Annotated in this window: 14 protein-coding genes; 12 read left to right on the top strand and 2 right to left on the bottom strand. The window is 66.0% G+C overall.

Annotation, left to right across the window (positions count from 1 at the left end; translation table 11 throughout):
• Window positions 1–246 precede the first annotated feature (246 nt).
• The 3 genes from DESTE_RS17265 to DESTE_RS12035 all read left to right on the top strand — a co-directional run bounded on the left by DESTE_RS17265 (window position 247) and on the right by DESTE_RS12035 (window position 5309).
• Complete coding sequence (locus DESTE_RS17265; RefSeq protein WP_198015356.1) at window positions 247–2529, top strand: RHS repeat-associated core domain-containing protein; 2283 nt, start codon at window positions 247–249, stop codon at window positions 2527–2529.
• A gap of 453 nt (window positions 2530–2982) precedes the next feature.
• The gene (locus DESTE_RS18020) at window positions 2983–4347 is read left to right on the top strand and encodes a hypothetical protein (protein WP_156925342.1); all 1365 of its coding nucleotides are present in this window, start codon (window positions 2983–2985) and stop codon (window positions 4345–4347) included.
• Window positions 4348–4457: 110 nt separating this feature from the next.
• Window positions 4458–5309, top strand: a complete 852-nt coding sequence (locus tag DESTE_RS12035; protein ID WP_035067882.1) for an RHS repeat domain-containing protein — start codon at window positions 4458–4460, stop codon at window positions 5307–5309.
• 774 nt (window positions 5310–6083) lie between these two features.
• On the opposite strand, the gene DESTE_RS12030 is transcribed toward DESTE_RS12035, so the two are convergent.
• Window positions 6084–6275, bottom strand: a complete 192-nt coding sequence (locus DESTE_RS12030) for a hypothetical protein (protein WP_156925341.1) — start codon at window positions 6273–6275, stop codon at window positions 6084–6086.
• A 630-nt stretch (window positions 6276–6905) separates the two neighbouring features.
• Here DESTE_RS12030 and DESTE_RS12025 point away from each other — a divergent pair.
• The 4 genes from DESTE_RS12025 (at window position 6906) to DESTE_RS17655 (ending at window position 12167) form a co-directional block, all read left to right on the top strand.
• Window positions 6906–7961 (top strand): hypothetical protein, encoded by a 1056-nt coding sequence (locus DESTE_RS12025; protein ID WP_156925340.1) that lies wholly within the window; start codon window positions 6906–6908, stop codon window positions 7959–7961.
• A gap of 466 nt (window positions 7962–8427) precedes the next feature.
• Window positions 8428–9453, top strand: a complete 1026-nt coding sequence (locus tag DESTE_RS12020) for a M15 family metallopeptidase (RefSeq protein WP_035067878.1) — start codon at window positions 8428–8430, stop codon at window positions 9451–9453.
• Entirely contained in the window at window positions 9450–11018 is a 1569-nt protein-coding gene (locus tag DESTE_RS12015; protein ID WP_035067877.1) for a M14 family metallopeptidase, read from the top strand. Before DESTE_RS12020 ends, DESTE_RS12015 begins: the two co-directional genes overlap by 4 nt.
• Window positions 11019–11204: 186 nt before the next feature.
• Window positions 11205–12167, top strand: coding sequence for a MarR family winged helix-turn-helix transcriptional regulator (locus tag DESTE_RS17655; RefSeq protein WP_084559444.1), 963 nt, complete (start codon window positions 11205–11207; stop codon window positions 12165–12167).
• Window positions 12168–12274: 107 nt separating this feature from the next.
• On the opposite strand, the gene DESTE_RS12000 is transcribed toward DESTE_RS17655, so the two are convergent.
• A complete protein-coding gene (locus DESTE_RS12000; RefSeq protein ID WP_035067872.1) occupies window positions 12275–13297 on the bottom strand; it encodes a helix-turn-helix transcriptional regulator in 1023 nt (340 codons plus the stop codon).
• Between the two features lie 160 nt (window positions 13298–13457).
• Between DESTE_RS12000 and der the strand changes: the two genes are divergently transcribed.
• The 5 genes from der to DESTE_RS11975 all read left to right on the top strand — a co-directional run bounded on the left by der (window position 13458) and on the right by DESTE_RS11975 (window position 19316).
• A complete protein-coding gene (gene der / locus DESTE_RS11995) occupies window positions 13458–15386 on the top strand; it encodes a ribosome biogenesis GTPase Der (RefSeq protein ID WP_425411693.1) in 1929 nt (642 codons plus the stop codon).
• Between the two features lie 259 nt (window positions 15387–15645).
• Complete coding sequence (locus DESTE_RS11990) at window positions 15646–16491, top strand: cache domain-containing protein (RefSeq protein ID WP_035067871.1); 846 nt, start codon at window positions 15646–15648, stop codon at window positions 16489–16491.
• A 142-nt stretch (window positions 16492–16633) separates the two neighbouring features.
• Window positions 16634–17710: an ABC transporter substrate-binding protein gene (locus DESTE_RS11985; protein ID WP_035067870.1), complete on the top strand. Its 1077-nt coding sequence runs from the start codon at window positions 16634–16636 to the stop codon at window positions 17708–17710.
• Window positions 17698–18504 carry a GTP-binding protein gene (locus DESTE_RS11980; protein ID WP_051384444.1) on the top strand — a complete coding sequence of 269 codons (807 nt, stop codon included), beginning with the start codon at window positions 17698–17700 and terminating at the stop codon, window positions 18502–18504. Before DESTE_RS11985 ends, DESTE_RS11980 begins: the two co-directional genes overlap by 13 nt.
• The gene (locus DESTE_RS11975) at window positions 18501–19316 is read left to right on the top strand and encodes an ATP-binding cassette domain-containing protein (RefSeq protein ID WP_035067868.1); all 816 of its coding nucleotides are present in this window, start codon (window positions 18501–18503) and stop codon (window positions 19314–19316) included. The genes DESTE_RS11980 and DESTE_RS11975 overlap by 4 nt, the downstream gene beginning before the upstream one ends.
• Window positions 19317–19441: the final 125 nt, after the last annotated feature.

The following is a 19441-nucleotide window of genomic DNA, read 5'->3' as shown; positions in this document are numbered from 1 at the left end:
GCCAAGCGCCCCCGCGACGAGCGGGCCGCGCCCGCCGGAGGGGCAGTGCCTGTCGGAGGGACTGTGCCTGCCGGGCCGGGGTACGGCGCGGACGCATTCCCGGCGGCTCCCCCCGCTTCCGGAGCTTTCGCCATGCCCGCACCCCACACGCCCCATTCCCGCGCCGAGGGTGCCCCCGGCGGGACGGACGGGTCCGCCGCCTCTGCCACCGCTCCCCAGTCCGGCGCCATCCCCCCCGCGCTGGACGTGCAGTGCGCCTTCTCGCCCGACGGCAGGCTGCGCGCCAAACAGGAACGCTGCGGCGGGCGCGCCGCCAGCTACGACTACACCCACGACGAACGCGGCCACCTGACCGAGGTGCGCCGCGACGGCCAGGGGGCGGAACGCTACACCTACAACACGGCGGGCCAGCGCATCACGGCAAGGGTGAACCCGCTGCCCGGCATGTCGCGCGACGCGCTGCGGCTGATGGAGACGGAGCGCGCCTTTGCCTATGACAACACGGGCCGCCTCGTGCGCGCGGGCCGGGCGCGCTACATGTACGCCCCGGACGGCACGCTGCGCTGCCGGGAGGAAGGGCGCTCCAGCACGTGGTTTTACTATGCAAATGGGGGCAACGCCGCCGGGGGCGCACCCTCTGCCTCCCCCGACCCCTACCGTCCCCACGCCCCTCATCATCCCCATCATCCCCATGATCTCCATGACCAGCTTGCGCCCGTGGCTCTCGATTCGGTGGTGCTGCCCGGGGGCGACATCATCCGCTACCGCTTCGGCGACAACGGCATGCCCTTCATGGTGCTGCGCAACCACGCGCCCAGCGAGGAATACCAGTGGCTCGATCCGTTGCGCCTGGCCCGCTTCCGCGATCACCGCACCGGCTCGGACTACACCTTTCATTACGGCGGCGACCGCGTGCCCGAGGCCGTCACCGTATGCGGCCCGGCGCTGGACAACCTGGACGGCAACCTGCTGGACCTGTCCATCTTCCGCAAGGACGGGGAGGCCGCCCCACCGCCGCGCTCCGTCACCTTCCGCATCGGACGCGACCAGGTGGGCACGGTAAAGGTCCTGATGGACCCGGACGGCAAGGTGGTGAAGCGCATGGAATACGACAGCTTCGGCAACCCGCTGCTGGACACCTGCCCGTACTTCTTCCTGCCGCTGGGCTTTGCCGGGGGGCTGACGGACCGGCACACCGGCCTCGTGCGCTTCGGCTTTCGCGACTACGACCCGCGCACCGGACGCTTCACCGCGCCCGACCCCCTGGGCGACACCGGCGGTGACCACGACCCCTACGACTATTGCGTGGACGACCCGGTCAGCGCCTTCGACCCGTTGGGGCTCATCGGGGAAGCCATCATCGGTCAGGGGTGGGACGAATCAAAACACCCACGCAACCCGGACGGCACGTTCACCTTCTCCCATGGCGGTGGAGCCATGACGCTCGAACACCGCCAGCCCGTGCTCCCTCTGCCGGAGGGCAGCCTGACGCATCCCCCACGGGTACGCCCCGGCATTTACCCTGGCGAAGTGATTCTCAAGCCGTTCGGCCCAAGACGTGGCGATGAACTCATCCTTGGCCTCCCCACCGGCAGATCCGGCCAGCAGCTACTGAACGACGAGCAGCCTCCGGACTCCCGGCTCTATCCCGAACAGCGCCCCCGGCCCTCGGAAGGCTACACCCCGCCGCTGGGACGCGGCGGCTCGGGGCGAGCAGAAATCCGCACCTTGCCGCACTACAATGACGGCAGATCGCCGTATGCCGAAAACCTGTTGATGGCCAGTAACGATTCGGGGCAGCCCACCCCTTCCCCGCAAACTGCACCTGAAAAAATCGGTCAAAAAAAATATGACTTGCTTAAGGACCGCATCAAGCAAAACCATCTTGAAAGCGACCCCATCGGCCATTTGTATGCAACCCTGACCTTTCTTGAGGGAAGCCTGGAAAGTGGCAACTGGGAAAATCCAACACCAAGCTTTTCCACAGGTAATAGCTCACTTGCCTTTGGGCTTGGCGTAGACTCACAGCATATGACACACGCGGACATTGCCGAATACAAACGCCGCATCAACTCGCCTGATGGCGATACCTCATCAAGAATGCTCGCACAATTCGCGCAACTAAACAGAGGGCAAGCCCAAAAAGCACTTGAGCGCTACGTTGTCGAGACTGGAACCTATCCGCGGCTGACGGGAGAGCAGGCCTATACACTATCACGCATAGCCATAGAAAAAAGGCAGGACGCTACACGGCAACGTTTTGACAAAGAAACTCCTTCAGCCGATGAAGGCGGCAGCTTCGACAATCTCCCCATCCAGGCACAGACGGTACTGAGTTCCGGAGCATATCAATATGGTGTAGGCGGCATGGCATCTGGAAAACTGAAGCCTGTCTGGGATGCCATAAAAGCTCATGACTGGGGCTCCGCCAGCCACGCGCTACGGACTTGCAACGATGGATTCTCATCACGAAGACACGTTGAAGCCAAGCTGCTTGACGAAATACCTCGGGCAGGCCAAAAGAAATAGCACCGCTATATTTCTTTGCCGATGTGCCTCGTAAAAACTCTTGCGGGGCACATCGGATAGAAGGTTGCCATGCTCCGCATTTTCCTCCACGCGCTTTCGCTCTGCCTTGCGGCTATCCTTGTCTGGCCATGTACCGCCATGGGAAGCCGCAAGCATAACGTCGTTGCACCCAACGTATCCACAACGGTACATCATTGGGCGTACACGGTGCATCCTGGTGGCCAGGATGCCTTCCTCGACGTCATGGCGAAAACTGCGGATGACAGCAGCGCCGTATATGTCGGAACATACACGGACGCCACAGGAGCTTCTGCACCTGTGGCGGGATGGTATACCCCAATGTGGTACGCATCACCTCCAATGGTATCAGGCTATATCTGTCCCATCACAACGCAACCGTGTGCGTTCTTTGAAGCAGAATCCTATGCGCAGGAATCCTCCCCGGACGGGAGGGTGCCGTACATCGTAACGGAGACACTGCGTAACGATACGGCCAAGACCCCATTTCCGCCCAAACCTGCCTGGTCACCCCAAACGCCTCCCCCCTATCCCGGACTCGCACGCCTGCACGGGCAACCCGCATGGACCATCAACACCTTGCCAGGGCTCACAGCCCAACTGGCAAACGTCCTGCCACCGCCGCATTTTCTACTATTGCAGGACCTTCAGGCCCAGTGCTCCATGACCAGCCTGGGCAGCATCGTCTGTGGCGGCTACTTTGAACGACAGCATATCCTGTACGGAGCCGTTGTCGTTGCGCCCACAGGGAAGATTGACGTCTTCTTCTACGGTTCGCGGAACAACGGGCGAATCCGGAATCTTGCCTGGCACTACTCGACAGACAGAAATCGTCCGGAATCACTCCCGCCCGACATGGAGGAACTGATACAGGCATGGGATTTCGATGGCTGGCCACCGCTTGACACCTCTGCCACTCGCTGGTTGCACGTAAACGCCGTATCGCCCAGTCTCCCTGCTGTCTCCGTGAAAGCGCAGGTGAATCCCGGCATACAGGTGTTTCCCCCATCTCCGCCAATGTTCACGGCTCGATGGACTCTCTCTGGAGATGTAAAATCCGGAGAAGTCCGCTTCGATGTCGTCGCCAGACAAACCCCGGACGGCACGGCATCTTTCTCCGGTTCCTATACGGACAGCACCGGAGAAAACGTCCCGGTCACTGGCTCGATCCTGAAAGACTGGGACTCCGAAGTCGACCTGGTCGACATTTATGCCTGCCCATCTACCGAATCCGTATGCACTCCGTGGCGGACGGAAATCACCAACGATCTTGCCCCGCCCCAGACCCAGAATTTCTCCGGCCCCCAGTATCCTTCCCATGTGTACATGAGCAGTACCCCAGAAAAAGCCCAATGGACGTCCCCACCCGTTCGCCCCCTGCCCGACTTGGAACGCCTTGATGGCCGATGGGTCAACGCCATCTTCGCGGTCCCCGGAGTAGTCGAGCAATTGGCGGACATCCTGCCGCCACCACACTTAGCGCTAATGCAACGCCTTGACGCCGAATGCACTATGCTCGAAAGCGGCTCTCTCTCCTGCGGCGGAAGCTTTGCCCAGCATGAACAAATGCCTTATGCCGCAGTCCTGCTGCGCCCCACCGGCATCATCCATGTCTTTTTTCATAATCCGTCCCCCGATGGGCCGGTGGCCTCATGGCACTACACCAACGACCGGCAACATCCGGATTCCCTGCCCCCCGACATGGACGAAGTTCTTGCGGCCTGGGACTTCTCCCCATACGCAAGGCCCGCTTCAATGACCGGCTGGTGGCATGCCAGCGTGCCCGGCAACCGCGAATAATGCGCCCGCAACGTCCCCTCCGCATCGCCTGCGGCAAATAACCCGTCCCGACCTGCACAGGTGCCGCCGGTGCTGAGTACATCATCCGTTACCGCTTCGGGCAGCACGGCATGCCCTTCATGGTGCTGCGCAACCACGCGCCCAGCGAGGAATACCAGTGGCTCGACCCGCTGCGCCTGGCCCGCTTCCGCGACCACCGCACCGGCTCGGACTACACCTTTCATTACGGCGGGGGCCGCGTGCCAGAGGCGGTCACCGTGCGCGGCCCCGCGCTGGACAGCCTGGACGGCAACCTGCTGGACCCGTCCATCTTCCGCAAGGCCGGGGAACCCGCCACGCCGCAGCATTCCGTCACCTTCCGCATCGGGTGCGACCAGGTGGGCACGCCAAAGGCGCTGCTGGCCCCGGATGGCCGCGTGGTGAAGCGCATGGAATACGACAGCTTCGGCAACCCGCTGCTGGACACCTGCCCGTACTTCTTCCTGCCGCTGGGCTTTGCCGGGGGGCTGGTGGACCGGCACACCGGCCTCGTGCGCTTCGGCTTTCGCGACTACGACCCGCGCACCGGACGCTTCACCGCGCCCGACCCGCTGGGCGACACCGGCGGCGACCACGACCCCTACGACTATTGCGTGGACGACCCGGTCAGCGCCTTCGACCCGCTGGGGCTGGAGGGAGAGGGCATCTTGAAGCGCCTGCGCCCGTGGTGGTCATACCCATACGGAAGCAAGGAAAAGAAGGAAGGCATCGCCAAAATGCAGGAGGAGGCGGGTTCCCGCGCACGCGGGTTCGCCACGGGGACGTTGGCAGCCGACCATTTTCAACCGATTAGCTACGCCTTTGAAAAGATCGCAGAAAGACGAGAAAAGGACAAAGCTGACCGCCCGCAATCGCAAAGTAAGGAATGGGATCCGGCAAAGCATCCCAGAGACGCGGGAAACGGCAAATTTGTCGACAAGTAATGCCGTGGCCACCTTCTAGCGGAAGGTGGCCATATTTATTTTACGCCTTTCTTTTCTCCATATCGATATGCGAGGTATATGACTTGAAGATAAACACATGCAAAAAAAGATGGCCATAAATTTTCAAACTCTATCTCTGGTGATTTTTTAAAATATAACATATTTGTCACGGTGCGTTTGTGCAGCCCATAATATGAATTGCTAATTCCATACCAGTTTACGAATGCCAGAAAAAACGAATATAGAATCATTCCTGTAAGAATTTTCCCAATACCGCAATTGTCTTTATACAAAAACGCGAAAACTATCGCAGCTATGCGTAGGAGTTCAACTGCTACTATATAATACGAATTCACATCATTATAAAATCCTGCAAAATACCACACGAAATGATCAACAAGAACAAGCAATACTATTGTGGCACGTTGAAACATCAAAGCATTGTACTTGAACCTTTTCACGACAGCCCCCATCGCCTAACACCACTGCATCGTTGACATAATTCCAAACAAAAATCCTAGAACGACAACACCCCAGATCCCAATGCGCGCGGCACCCCATTCGGCTACATATATAGGAACATACCACCACTGCCAAGCTAACGCTAGCTCAGCACAACCAGTTCAGGCTCAGACCGTCGTCAGCTCCATTGCCTACCAATATGGGACAACTGGTGCAGCAACGGGCAAACTGAAACCTGTCTGGAACGCGATCAAGGTGCAAGATTGGGAGACTGCCAGCAACAGACTACGCAACTGCAACGACGGTTATGCATCACGCCGTCATGTCGAAGCCATGCTGCTTGACGAAATCTCCCGCGAACGTCAAAAATAGGAAAAGGCGTACGCAAAACAAAGCGCGCCGCGCGGATACCGGCTCCCCTTCCGCGCGGTGCCTCAACCAGCGAAGCGGTACCCCATGCCCCATGCCCTCGCCCGCCTGCTCGGCATCGTCTTCCTGCTGCACTGCCTTTTTCCCACCACGGCGCCCGCGCGTGACCGCCTGAACGTTTCCACCCCGCATGTGCCGACCATCATACGGGAATGGAACTCCGCAAGGATGCCTGCCGGAACTTTTGCCCCCGGCCTCTCCGTCATGTCGAAGCAGACGGAAGACAGGTGCGGCGTATACAGCGGAACATACACGCCCGCGAACGAAAGCCCCATTCCCGTTGTCTTCTGGGACATACCAAAGTGGCATGCCGGTGTATCCGCAACAGACGGATACATGTGCCCCAGGAACGCACCCGCCTGTATACGCTACTCCCCGGATGCAACCCACCCCATGCCGCCCTTTCCGGATTTTCGTCCTGCTGCGCCCCCATCTGCCGCCGCTGACGCAGGGGAGCCGCCTTCTCAAACGCAGTTCTCCGGCATGGACGAATTCTTCGAGCATGGCGGAAGGGACTTCAACACCATCCCCGGTGTTGCCGCTCAACTGGCGTACATCCTCCCCCCGCCGCATTTTCTGCTGCTTCAGGAAATGGAAGGACAGTGCGCCCGGACCAGCAGAGGCGGCATTGCCTGCGGCGGCCATTTCAACCGGCAACAGGTGTTGTATGGGGCGCTGCTTGTCGCCCCATACGGCAGGGTGGATGTGTTCTTCTACGGTTCACGCGACAATGGGCGCATCCGCAACCTTGCTTGGCACTATACCAATGACCGGCAGCATCCGGACTCGCTACCCCCGGACCTGAATGAACTGGTGGATATCTGGGATTTCGACGGTTGGCCGCCCCTCGTCCTGTCCGCAACAACGTGGCTGCACGCCAGTGCCCCAAGGGTAAAGGCAGTTACCCCGCCATCACCTGCCTCCGCTCCGGACTGGACGGCTCTTGCCTTCTGGCAAGGCAGGCGCCCAGTGTCTGCCACCTCCACCACGCGCTGGACCATGGCTGGCGACGCCAAGAACCGTACATGGCTGTTCGATGTCACCGCGCGGCAATCCGAAGAAGGCCCTGCGGTCTTCACCGGCACGTACGCTGCCAGCAACGGAGAACACGGCACGGTTGCAGGTTCGCTCCACCGGGAATGGTACAATGAAAACGACGTGCTGACCGTCTCCACCTGCCCGGATTCTCAGCCCGCCTGTGAGACATGGCGCGCCCCGTTCAGCAACGGCCTCGTCCCCCCTGCGCCCACGAACGATGACGGCCCCGAATACCCGGCCTATGTGTATTTTAACAGCCTCCCCGGTCCGGCTCACCGGGCAGGGGCACCGATGCGGCCCTTTACCGGGCTTGCGCATCTTGACGGTCTTCCGGCTGACACCGTCTACACCATGCCCGGCGTGGCCGCCCAGTTGGCGGGCATCCTGCCGCCCCCTCTTTACCTGCAATTACGCGACCTACTGGCAAGTTGCACACGCACCAGCACTGGCAGCCTTGCCTGCGGGGGCACATTCGATCGGCAGCCCATGGAATACGGGGCCATCGTCCTGGCCCCTTCTGGAAGGGTGGACGCCTTCTTCCACGACAACCGCAACAACGACGCTCCCCCCCGGAACTGGCACTACACCAACGACCGACAACATCCGGATTCCCTGCCTCCCGACATGGACGAAATTCTTGCGGCCTGGGACTTCTCCCCATACGCAAGGCCCGCTTCAATGACCGGCTGGTGGCATGCCAGCGTGCCCGGCAACCGCGAATAACTTGGCGGAAACGCTCCCCCCTCCGCTTCGCCTGCGGCGAATAGCCCGTCCCGACCTGCGCAGGGGCCGCCGGTGCTGCCAGTACTGTCCACACTGAAGGTCACTCCGGACGTGCCATCCGGCTTGGCGATCTTCGGCTCCCACAGGCAAGTACCGCTGGATGCACGGCCTTCCCCGCCCTTTGAGTTCCGCGCGGATTTCGGATAGGGTTCCCCCGGCGCACGGCGGCTGGGCGCGGCCCGTCCGGACTTCATCCAACCGTCGCGGGACACTGCCGGTACATCCTGCGGCAGATCCGGCTGGCTGAGCAGGTTCGGGCAGCACCGGACCGCACGCCAAGCGCATCCCGTGTCGCAGCCGTGCCGCGTCCTGTCTGCATCCGGAGTCGCTTACGGCGACACCACCGGGACAGCGCAGCGCGCATCCGGCATCCGGGACCATACTTTCGGGGGCACGCAACGGGCACATGAACAGACGACGGTTTCTCATCGCCGCGTGCGCGTGCGCGCTGCACCTGGCCGCCATGGGCACCGCCCTTGCCGGACCAGCAACACGCCCCGCCCTGCGGCGCGGCAGCGGGCCGCTGGGGGCTGCCTCGTCCCCGCCAGTCGCATCGGGCGCATCGGGCGTCGGGTCTTCCCCGTCCCCGGCGTCCGGCCAGCCCGCATCCGGCACCAAAGGTTCCCGCCCCCCGCAGGACGACGACCTTGTCGCCCAGCAGACGGACCACCCCAACGACCTGGACGCCCCCCCCGGCATCGACGACGCCGTGCGCGACTACCTGTTCAAGATGCGCCGGTTCGACAGCCCCCACCCCAGCGACATCACCCTGCCGCCCCAGCGCATTCCCGTGCTGCACGCCGCCACCGACAGGCTGGGCCGCCTGGAACGCACCGTGGGGCACGGCTTCTTCTACCTGCTCGGCTTCGACGAGGCGGTGCGGGTGGCCCGGAGTTACCCGGCCGTCGGCGCCTTCAGCCCGCAGGAACTGGCCCTCATCGACGAACTGTTCCATGCGGACGCATCCGCTTACGGGTTCATGGGCATGAAGCCGCTGAACTCGCTGACCGCCACCATCCCCTCACGAGAAGTGTACAAGGTGCCGGGCATGGGCAACTACGTCTATCAGGGCGAACCGCGCGCCACGTGGGAAACCATCCGCCGCCTGCTGGGCGAGGACGTGGTGCTCACCTCCGGCGTGCGCGGCATCATGAAGCAGTTCCACCTGTTCCTCACCAAGGCCTCCACCAACGGCGGCAACCTGTCGCTGGCCTCGCGCTCGCTGGCCCCGCCGGGGTACTCGTTCCACGGCATAGGCGACTTCGACGTGGGGCAGCGCGGCTACGGCGCGCGCAACTTCACCTCTGCCTTCACGACCACTCCGGTGTTCCGGCGGCTGGAGGAACTGGGCTACATCACCCTGCGCTACCCGCAGGACAACATGCTGGGGGTCCGCTTCGAACCCTGGCACATCAAGGTCGCCACCGCATGATGACGCACCGCACCGCACAACGCCCGCCCGCGCGCCGCCGCGCCTTCCGCATCCTCCGTACCCTCCGCACCCTCCGCACCGGGGCGTACTGTCTTGCCGCGCTGCTCTGCCTGCACGCCGCGCCCGCGCTGGCGGCATCGCCCGCCCAGGCCAAACGGCCCGCCACCACGCAGGTGGTGGCTTCGGCCAGCCCCGCGCCCGCCGTCGTCACCGCCGCCGATCTGGCCAAGGCGCCGCCCCGCCACACCGAACTGGACTTCAACCTGTACAAGCTGGGCACCGGCAACGGCCCCACCGTACTGGTGGTGGGCGGCATACAGGGCGACGAGCCGGGCGGCTTCTCCGCCGCATCGCTGCTGGTCACCCACTATGCCATCACCAACGGCTCGGTGTGGGTGGTGCCCAACCTCAACTTTCCCAGCATGATCAAGCGCTCGCGCGGGCCCAACGGCGACATGAACCGCAAGTTCGCCGCCCTGCGCACGGACGACCCGGAATACGACACCGTCTGTCGCATCAAGGACATCATCCTCGACAAGCAGGTGGACATCATCCTGAACCTGCACGACGGCAGCGGTTTCTATCGGCCCAAGAACGAAGGCCCCATGCGCAACCCCATGCGCTGGGGACAGAGCGTGATCATCGACCAGGCCGCCCTGCCCGGCGCACGCCACGGCGATCTTGCCGCCATGGCCCAGAAGGCCGTGCGCGAGGCCAACGGGGGGCTGCTGAGCCCCGCGCACGAATACCACCTGAAGAACACCCGCACGGCAGAAGGCGACCACGAGATGGAGAAGACCCTGACATTCTTCGCCATCCGCAACGGCAAGCCTGCCTTCGGCATAGAGGCCAGCAAGGATTTCTCCACCGAACAGCGTTCGTACTACCACCTGCGGGTGCTGGAATCGTTCCTGCGCCAGATGGGCGTGGGCTTCAGGCGCGACTTCGCCATGACCCCGCGCGGCGTGCTGGCCGCGCTGGAAAGCGACGTGGCCGTGGCCTTCTTCGACCAGCGGCTGTACCTGCCGCTGGACGACGTGCGCGCCTCGCTGGGGTACATCCCGCTCAAGAAGGGCGAAAAGGTATCGTTCACCGCCACCAAGCCCATCCTGGCCGTGGTGGACGAGAACGACGGGTACCGGGTGTTCTACGGCAACCGGGCGCTGACGCGCATCACCCCCGAATGGCGCGAATACACCGACGGCCCCGGCTCGCTCTCGCTGGACGTGGACGGCCGCAAGATGGTGGTGCCCTTCGGCAGGATGGTCAGCGTGCGCGACACCTTCACCGTGCACCCCGTGGACGGCTTTCGCGTCAACGCCATCGGCGCGCAGGTGGCCAGGCCCGACGCGCGCGACGACAGCGAATGCGACGTGCCCATCCGCAAGAAGGACTTCCAGAACCGCTTTTCCATCGACAAGTCGGGCAACATCTACCGGGTGGAAGTGTACCGGGGCGAAAAGTTCGCGGGCATGATCCTGGTGCGCTTCGAGGGTGGGGCCAAGCCCGGCAAGCGCGACATGCGGCCTTCGGTGGCTGGGCGGGAGAGTCTGTTGGGGTATTAGCCTTCGACATCCAACCAGCCTGAAAGACAGCAAGAAGCCTCCGGTTGCAACAGCCGGAGGCTTCCTTTGTGTGGAGTTGCGACAAGAAAATATTTCGGCACCTAACGAATTCTCCTTGACCGCGCCTGCCGGATGCCCATATCCATCTCGTTAGGCACCTAATCAAAGACATGCAAGGAGACACACATGCATATTTCCACCACTGAAAAGCTGTTTCACCAACTGCACTACTGCATGAACCTGCTGCACCGGGGGCACGGCCCGCATGGTCCTCATGGGGGGCGCGGCGGCGCGCATCGCGGGCAGGGGCGGGTTCTCGCCCTGCTGGCCGAACAGGACGGGCAAAGCCCGCGCGACCTGGCCGCGCTGCTGCGCGTGCAGCCGCCATCCCTCAGCGAACTGCTGGACAAGCTTTCGCGCGACGGCAGCATCGAACGCCGCCGCCACGAGGAAGACCAGCGCATGAGCGCCGTGTTCCTGACCGAAAAGGGCCGGGCCATGGTGGACGAGGTGCGCCAGGCCCGCAAGGACGCTGCGGAAGCTTCCCTGGCCGGGTTGTCGGACGAGGAGCAGCAGGCCCTTTCCGCGCTGCTGGACAAGCTGATCGCCTCACTGGAGGCCAAGGACGAAGCAGGCGGGGCCTGCCGCCGCATGGGCGGACACGGGCATGGTGGGCATGACGGACATGGCCGGGGCCGCCACGGCTGCTGCGGAGGCGAAGACGCCGCCGCCCACGCGCATGACGGGCACGGCGGTCACCATGGGCATGGCCCTCACGGGCATGCTCACCACGGCCACGGCCCGCACGGGCAGGGTTGCTGCCACGCGGGCCACGGCCCCGAAGCCCGCGCCGATGCGGAAGATGGACGTGGCGGATGCTGCGGCCATGGCCGGGCCGGACACGGTGATCACGGTGGTAACGGGCGCGGCGGGCATGCCGGTCGCGGTGGTCACGCCGGTCAGGCCGGTCGGGGCGGTCAGGCCGGTCGGGGCGGTCGGGCCGGTCGGGGCGGTCGGGGTCACCATGACGGTTTCGGCCCGCATGGTCCGCGCGGCGGTCAGGGCATGGGACCCGAGGCGTCCGCTGCCGCAGCCGGCGACACCGACGCGGCGGAAAACTTCGCGGCGGATGCGGAACGCGAGGCCTAGCCGCAACGCACCCTCGCCCACATCCACAAGAAAAGGGGCACCACGACATTGGTCGGAGTGCCCCTTGGCGATTTTTGCGGAACATGCCCGCGCCCCGGTTCTTCGGCCTATGGCGCGTCGCCGGGAAATACCACCCGCCCGGCCCGCGACAGGTCGTACCCCGCGAAGCCGTCGGCCAGGGCACGGAACCGCGCATCCACCAGCATGCCCAGAAACAGCTGCACCCCCCGGTCGAAGTACCGGGCGCGGGGCACCAGCAGGTCGAACCGCTCGCGCTGCACCGGCACGAAGCCAAGGCCCAGCAGCCCGGCCACGGCCCGGATGCCGGGGGCCGCGTCGGCCCGGCCCGCCAGCACCTCGATACCCGCGTCCAGGTGGCGGCGCACCTCGGTGCCGTAGCCGGGAATGCGCAGGGGGTCCGCCCCCACGCGGGAAAGCTCGGTGTCGAACAGCAGCCGCGTGCCCGTGCCCAGCGGCCTGTTGACCACCCGCAGCCCCTTGCGCACTATGTCGCCCGCGTCGCGCACGGCGTTGGGGTTGCCGGGGGCCACCAGATAGCCCTGCTCGCGGATGCAGAAATTGACAACCGCCGGGGCCTCGTCCAGCTCTTGTCGGGCATGCCCGAAATTGTAGTCACGGCCCGACTTGCCGCCCGCGCCTCCGTTTCCGCCTGCACCGCCCTGCCCCACGTCCGATGTGGCCGCGCCAGGCCCGGTGGTCGCGGCAGGCTCCGCCGCGTGGCCGGGGCCGCCCTCCATCAGGTGGCTGGCCGCCATGTGGCACAGGCCCTCGCGCATGGCCCGCAAGCCGCCCATGCTGCCCAGGTTGGCAAAGGCCGCGATATGCCCGGGGTTCAGGTCCGCGAACAGGCCCAGGGCCTTGTCCAGCAGCAGGTCGTTGCTGCCCGCCACCACCAGCACGCCGCCGCCCGGCTGCACCGTGCCGCCCGCACGTTCCGGGTGGTTCACGGTGTTGTTTTCCAGCCACTGTTCCACCAGATGCGCGGGAAACAGCCACTTGCCGGTCACCTTGGTGGCGGGAAGGCCCTTTTCGGTGATCAGGCTGTAGATCATCTTTTCATTGACGCCGAGCACCTTGGCCACCTCGCGGGTGGAAAGCAGCTGCTTCACGGATGCGCCTCCTGCGGGCTTGCGAACGGGGAGCGGAGGGAGTGCGGCGCGTGGCCCGGCATGTCATGCCGGGCTGTCGCATCCGGCACGGTGAGCCAGGCGGACAAGGCCGCGCCACCATGGCGGCCAATGTAGCCGCACTCGGCCAGCGGTGCAACGCATGGCGCGAAAATGCCGCCCCTCCGCTGCCCGCCGCACCGCGCTACTGGCATCAGGCCGCGACACGCCGCGTCAGGCCTTATCCGGGCCTTGCCATCATGCCGGGCTTGGGGTAATGGGCACACTCCCGTTACGCGCCCGGCATTCCGAGACTTCGCCGAAACCTCGCCGGTCTCCCGCCTGGCGCTGCGGACACGCCCGCCAGGCAGCGGCGCAGGCGCCGCACAAGGCCCGCGCCCCGGCTGCAACCACCGGCACATCGAAAATTTCCGCACGCACCCGTCCGGCCCCGTGTGCCGCATTGCGCGGCGCGCCCCGCCGGGCTACGCTGTGCCCCAGCGGCGGCCCCGCCGCCCTCCCGTCATCCCATGTCATCCCACAGTCAGAGAACGCCATGCCCATAGCCCAGCCCCCCGCCCCGTCCGCGCCCGTCACCACGCATCTGCCCAAGATCGCGCTGGTGGGCCGCCCCAACGTGGGCAAATCTACCCTGTTCAACCGGCTCATCCGCGCCAATCGGGCCATCACCCATGACCGGCCCGGCGTCACCCGCGACCGCATGGAAGGCCAGGTGCGTTCGCGCGGCAAGCAGACCTTCGCCATCGTGGACACCGGGGGCATCACCCTGGACGCCCACGCCGCCGTGGCCCAGGGGCCGGAAGGCATCCGGGGCTTCGAGGCGGAAATCCTGCGCCAGGCCGAGGCCGCCATGGCCGAAGCCGCGGGCATCTGCCTGGTGGTGGATGGTCGTGACGGGCTGACCCCCTTCGACGAGCATCTCGCCGCGTACCTGCGCCGCGCGGGCAAGCCCGTGCTGGTGGTGGTGAACAAGGTGGACGGCGCGGAGCGCGAAGACGAAATGCTGGCCGAATTCCACGCCCTGGGCCTGCCGCTGTTGCCCGTTTCCGCCGCGCACGGGCACAACGTGCGCGTGCTGGAAGACGAAATGCGCGAAATGCTGCCCGATGAGCCCGAGGAAGAAGGCGCGCAGGACGGCGAGGGCGTGGAGTCGGATCACGAGGACGATTTCGGCCTTTCCGAAGAAGACGACGCGGACAGCGCCGAGGGCACCGAGGGAGCGGAAGACGGCGAACCCGCCGCCGAACCCAAAGGCCCCCCGTACGACCCCACCCACCTGCGCCTGGCCATGCTGGGCCGCCCCAACGCGGGCAAGTCGTCGCTGGTCAACGCCCTTACCGGCCAGCAGCGCATGATCGTCAGCGACATGGCGGGCACCACCCGCGACAGCGTGGACGTCAGCTTCGAGTCGGGCGACAAGACCATCACCTTCGTGGACACCGCCGGAGTGCGCCGCCGTTCGCGCATCACCGATTCGGTGGAGCGTTACAGCGTCAACGCCTCGCTCAAAAGCACCACCAAGGCCCACGTCACCCTGCTGGTGCTCGACGCGCTGCAGGGGGTCACCCAGCAGGACAAGCGCCTGGTGGACCTGCTGGACGAGCGCAAGACGCCGTTCATGGTGCTGGTGAACAAGATCGACCTGGTGCCGCGCAAGCTGATGCCGGACCTGGAAGCCTCGTTCAAGGGCATGCTGGAATTCTGCCCCCACGTGCCGCTGCTGTACGTTTCCGCCAGGTCGGGCAAGGGGCTTGGCCCCGTGCTGCCCATGGCCGAACGCGTCCGCGCCGAATGCCACGTGCGCGTGGGCACCGGCCAGCTCAACCGGGCCATGGACGAGGTGCTCACCCGCCATCAGCCCCCGGTGGTGCGCCGCCTGCGGCCCAAGTTCTTCTACCTGACCCAGGCAGAGACCAACCCGCCCACGTTCGTGTTCTTCGTCAACGATGCCGACCGCATCCAGACGCCGTACGCCCGCTACGTGGAAAAGTCCCTGCGTCGGCTGTTCCGCATAGAGCACGCCCCCATGCGGGTGCGCTTCCGCTCGTCGCACAAGAAGAAGGGCGAATAGCGCGCTGGCGGGTCCGCATCCCGCAAGGGTGCCCCGACCGAACGGCGAAACCGCCCCCTCTCCCTGTTTTCTTCCGCCCCGTACCGCCCGCCTCCTGTTGCCACAGGGGGCAGGCTGTGCGGGGCGGTTGCGTTTCCGGCTGCGGGGGATGCGATTGCGTGCCCCTGCCCACCGCCTGCGACAGTTTTTCTCTTATCCCCCGCCAAGCCTTCACCTTGCGGCCCATCCCGGCTACAGTGCGGGCCGACAGGAGGCCCCCATGCCCCAACCATCCCCTTCCCCGACGCCGTCGTCTCCCCCGCCCTTTCCGGAACAGTTGCCGGAACTTGCCCGCAGGCTGGCTGCCAAGGCAGGCCAAGCCGCCTGCCGTGCGGGACGCTTTCTGGCGCGCCACGTGTCGGGCCAGGCCTTTTTCCGGGCCTTGCTGCCCGCCGCCGCGGGCCTGTTCCTGGCCCAGTGCACCATGGCGCCGCTGTCCGCCGTCACCGCCGCGCGCGAGCAGACCTTGCTGGCGGAAGCACGCGACAGCCGCCTGGCCGCCACGGTGACCGCGCTGGCCCAGGCGCTGGGCGAACTGGCCGCCACCCAGCCCGACGAAACCGCCCGGCGCGAACTGCTGGTGCGCGCGGTGGACCCGGTGCGCACCAGTGCCGCCCACTGGGATTACGTGTTCCTTTCGCGCGGGACGGTGAACGTGCATACCCCCACCCTGCCCGATGCGGGCGGCGTGGATTTTGGCGGCGCCACCGATGTGCACGGGGTGCGCTTTGTACAGCGCATGATGGACACGGCCCGCGCGGGGGGCGGCTTTACCGAGTGGACGGCGGACCTTGGCGAGGGACGCACCGAGGCGCGCCGGGCCTACACCCTGGCCGTGCCCGGCACCGACTACTGGCTGGGGGCCTGGGCTCCGGCAGCAGTGGGAGCACCCGCCCCCTCTGGACAACCGGGACAATCCGGGCAACAGGAGCAACCCGCCCAGCCCACCCCGCGCACCCCACGCACCATGGAATTCCATGCCCTGCGCCTTGGCTGGCTGGCCGCGCTGGGGATGGCGCTGCTGGTGGGAGTGCTGGCGCGCCGCCGCGAGACCGCACAACGCTGATGCGCGGGAGCCATGCCGCCGCCCTGCGGCATGCCCCTTGCTGTCGTGGATTCTTGCCCCGCGCCGCGACACTTTCGTCGCATGGGCGCACACGCCGCGTTGCACGCGCCGTTTTTGTCGCTTCCGACACAGGAGCCGCCGCATGAAAAGCCTCGACGACCTCATCCAGTCCGTAAGTCGCATGGGAGAGGAAGACCGCCAGCCGCCCCCACCCCCGGCGGACCTGCTGTTCTACGCGCCCTGCCCGGTGAAGCTGGCGGTGAAGGACGCCGTCAACGCACTGGCTGACGGGCTGGCCGCAACGCACGCGGCCACGGGCGCTGGTGACGGCGATCCCCTGGCCATCCACATCCCCATGGGCTGCACCTCGGTGGACCCGTACGACCCGCTGTACCGCGAAACCGACCCCGACCACCTGCCGCAGGTCATCGCCTCCATCGGCTTCGGCGACTTTTTCCGGCGCGGCTTCGTGGAACGTTTCGTCAACACGGGGGTGTTCACCGCGCCGGAACCGGAGGGCGTCACCCCCATGCACCGCGCGGCGGGCATCGTGGACCCCGCCGGACGCTACCTGGTCTACGGGCTGACCCCGTACATCTTCCTCATCGACCGCAAGCGCCTAGGCGACCTGCCCGTACCGCGCCGCTGGGCCGACCTGCTGGACCCGCGCTACGCCGGGCAGGTGAACATGTGCGGCGACGGCGACGACATGGCCGACGCGGTGCTGCTGTCCATCCACAAGGACTTCGGCATGCAGGGTGTTGCCCGGTTTGCCGCCAACACGCGCGGGCTCATGCATTCCTCGCGCATGGCCAAGTCCGGCGGCGCCCCGCAGGCCGGGGGCATCTACATCCTGCCGTACTTCTTTGCGGAAACCACCCGCCAGCCGGACCACATGCTGACCGTCTGGCCGGAGGACGGCGCGGCGGCCAGCCCCCTGTACATGCTGGCCAAGCGCACGGCCCGCCCCCGGCTGGACCGGCTGATCGACTTTTTCGCCACGGGGTTCGGCCAGCTGGAAAGCGCCCGCTGGTTCCTGCCGCTGACCGGGCCGCTGCCCGAAAGCCTGCCGCAGGGGGCCGCCATCAAGTGGATAGGCTGGGACTACATCAACGGGACGGACATCACCGCCCTGCGCGACCGGCTGAACGGCGAATTCCGCCTGCTCGTCAACGCGCGAGAGGCGCAAGGCAAGGGAGACGCCGCATGCGCCTCGTGACCGTGGCCGGGCCGCCCTCGTGCGGCAAGACATCGGTGCTCTCCCGCGCCTGCGGACTGCTGGCCGCGCAGGGGGTGCGCACGGCGGTGATCAAGTTCGACTGCCTGCAAACCCGCGATGCGGACGCCTACGCGACGGCGGGCATCACCGCCGTGGCCGCGCTGTCCGGCGGGCTGTGCCCGGATCACTTCTTTGCCACCAATCTGGAAGAGGCCTGGGACTGGGCCGCCGGAACAGGGGCGGAGTGTTGCGTCATCGAAACCGCCGGGCTGTGCAACCGCTGCTCGCCCCACCTGCGCGGGGCGCTGGCCCTGTGCGTGGTGGACAACCTGATGGGCATCGACGCGCCGGAAAAGATCGGCCCCATGCTGCGCCTGGCGGACCTGGTGCTGGTGACCAAGGGCGACCTTGTCTCGCAGGCGGAACGCGAGGTGTACCGCCACCGCATCCGCCAGATGAACGGCCGTGCGCTGATCCGCCACATCAACGGGCTGACCGGGCAGGGCTGCCAGGAACTGGCCACGGTGCTCTCCCGCGCGCCGGACATCGCCACGGTGACGGACATGCGGCTGCGCTTCGCCATGCCAGCCGCCGTGTGCTCGTACTGCCTGAGCGAGACGCGCATCGGCAGCCGCTACCAGAAGGGCAACGTGCGCAAGGCGGAATTCGCCGCCGTGCCCGCGCGCGACCCGGAAGGCGAGGCCGCCTACGCGGCGGGCGGGCTGGATGCATCGCGCACGCCTGACGAGCAGAACGAATCAAGCCAGCCGTGCGAAACCGGGGGGCGCGCATGATGTCCACCCACACCCCCGATCCGACAGCCGCCGCGCCCGGGGCAGACAACGACGCCCCCGTGCTGCGCACCCTCACCGTGCTGGCCGGGCACGACAAGTCGGGCCACGCCGAACACGCGGACGTCACCTTCCGCCCCGGCGAGGTCACGGCACTGCTCGGCCCCACCGGCTCCGGCAAAAGCCGCTTCTTGTACGACATCGAATCGCTGGCCGACGCGGACACCCCCTCCGGCAGGCGCATCCTGCTGGACGACGCCATCCCCGACGCCGACCGCCGCTTTGCCCTGCAAGGGCGGCTGGTGGCCCAACTGACCCAGAACATGAACTTCGTGCTGGACATGCGCGCGCTGCCGTTCATCCGCATGCACGCCGAAAGCCGCGCCGTGCCCGACCCGGACGCCACGGCCCGCGCGGTGCTGGCGGCAGCCAACGACCTTGCGGGCGAGCCGTTCGGGGATGACGCGCACCTCACCCAGCTTTCGGGCGGGCAGTCACGCGCGCTGATGATTGCCGATGCGGCCCTGCTCAGCTGGTCGCCGGTGCTGCTCATCGACGAGATCGAAAACGCCGGGGTGGACAAGCGGCGCGCGCTGGACCTGTTGCTGCGCAGCGACAAGATCGTGGTCATCGCCACCCACGACCCGGTGCTGGCCCTGTCCGCCGACCGGCGTCTGGTGTTCGAGCACGGGGCCGTGCGCGCGGTGCTGCGCCGCACCACGGAAGAAGCCCGCCTGCTGGCCCGCGTTTCGGCCATGGAGGACCAGCTTTCCGACATCCGCGCCCGGCTGCGCCGGGGCGTGCCCGTGGCCTGACCGGCCGGGGCGCGCGGCGGCGGGCGACTGTACCGCCCGGCCTGCGTGCGCGCGTGGAGGAGACACGAAAAAACCGACACCCTTCGGAAAGCATCCGGAAAGGCGTCGGCAAGCGAGCACGAGCG

The sequence above is a fragment of the Nitratidesulfovibrio termitidis HI1 genome, assembly GCF_000504305.1.
Taxonomy (GTDB): Bacteria; Desulfobacterota; Desulfovibrionia; order Desulfovibrionales; family Desulfovibrionaceae; genus Cupidesulfovibrio; species Cupidesulfovibrio termitidis.
This window is presented reverse-complemented; position numbering and strand designations above follow the sequence as displayed.